This is a genomic window from Variovorax robiniae (assembly GCF_037889955.1).
GTDB classification, from domain to species: Bacteria; Pseudomonadota; Gammaproteobacteria; order Burkholderiales; family Burkholderiaceae_C; genus Variovorax; species Variovorax robiniae.
In genome coordinates this window covers 1-1,012 of record NZ_JBBKZS010000094.1, presented here as the reverse complement: position 1 = coordinate 1,012, position 1,012 = coordinate 1, and the positions used below count along the sequence as shown (strand labels likewise).

At 65.0% G+C, this 1,012-nt stretch carries 2 protein-coding genes; both read left to right on the top strand.

Annotated elements, in window-relative coordinates:
* The first annotated feature begins 79 nt into the window (after window positions 1–79).
* Entirely contained in the window at window positions 80–475 is a 396-nt protein-coding gene (tnpA, locus tag WKW79_RS37005) for an IS66 family insertion sequence element accessory protein TnpA (protein WP_340340194.1), read from the top strand.
* Window positions 472–819 (top strand): IS66 family insertion sequence element accessory protein TnpB, encoded by a 348-nt coding sequence (gene tnpB, locus WKW79_RS37000; RefSeq protein ID WP_340340193.1) that lies wholly within the window; start codon window positions 472–474, stop codon window positions 817–819. Before tnpA ends, tnpB begins: the two co-directional genes overlap by 4 nt.
* Window positions 820–1,012: the final 193 nt, after the last annotated feature.

Genomic DNA, 1,012 nt, shown 5'->3' with positions numbered 1-1,012 from the left:
GTGAGTGTCCGAGATTCCCCGTCATTGCCTGAGGCGGCCTGATCGACGAAGGTCAGCTCTCCCTTTTTCGGAGAGTTCAATGACAGATCAAGCAGGACCGGTCGAGACCGGCGTGTCGCAGCGCGTGCGCGTGGACTGGCGAACCGGCCAGACGATGGTGCAGCATGACGAGGCCTTCTGGCGTGACCACGAACAGCGTCGCCTGGAGCAAGGCGTGAGCGTGCGCCAGTATTGCTCGGCCAATGCCCTGGCACTGTCGACCTATCGACATCGCGTGAGTGGCAAGAAGCGCTCGAGCGCGAGTGCGGTGACCGCGAAGCCGACGCCGTCACGACCAGCCGCATTCGTGCCGGTATCGACTGCTCGCGCGGAGGTTGCGGCGCTTGTGGAGGTCGCCCTGGAGGGCATGACGCTGCGCCTGAGCGGCGAGGCCGCCGAACGAGTTCTGGCCAGCGTAGTGGCGCGTCTCGCATGATCCTGTCGTCAGCGATCCGGGCCTACGTGTATGGCGAGGCCGTTGACATGAGGAAGTCCATCGACGGCCTGTCGCAGATCGTGGCGGCCGCGATGGGCATGAATCCCCTGTCGGGTCAGGTCTTCGTCTTCATCGGGCGACGACGCGACCGTGCGAAGTTGCTCGTGTGGGATCGCCACGGATTTTGGGTCCTCTACAAGCGTCTCGAGGCGGGCCGCTTCACAGACCCTGCGCGGCTGCACGCAGACGGCATCGCGATGAGCGAACTCGTCGCATGGCTGGAAGGGATCGACCTGAGTCGAACGAGACGGTTGCAGACGCTCGACGTGAGCGTCGTCGCCTGAGGGCCGGGGGGACTTCAGGCCTTCAAGGCAATCGGCACTTCACCGACTGCCCGCAGCGCGGTCGCGCTGAGATCATCGACACCCATGCAACTGCTGGCTGTCCCCGTCGATCGAGCGAGCTTGCCCGACGAAGTCGAGGCGCTCAAGGACATGCTGGTGGAGGCCGCACAGGCCTTCCAGGCGTTGCGGGCAC

Excerpts from the sequence above, each read along its gene's own strand:
- tnpA (WP_340340194.1), top strand. The coding sequence starts at position 80 with ATGACAGATCAAGCAGGACCGGTCGAGACCGGCGTGTCGCAGCGCGTG.
- tnpB (WP_340340193.1), top strand. The coding sequence starts at position 472 with ATGATCCTGTCGTCAGCGATCCGGGCCTACGTGTATGGCGAGGCCGTT.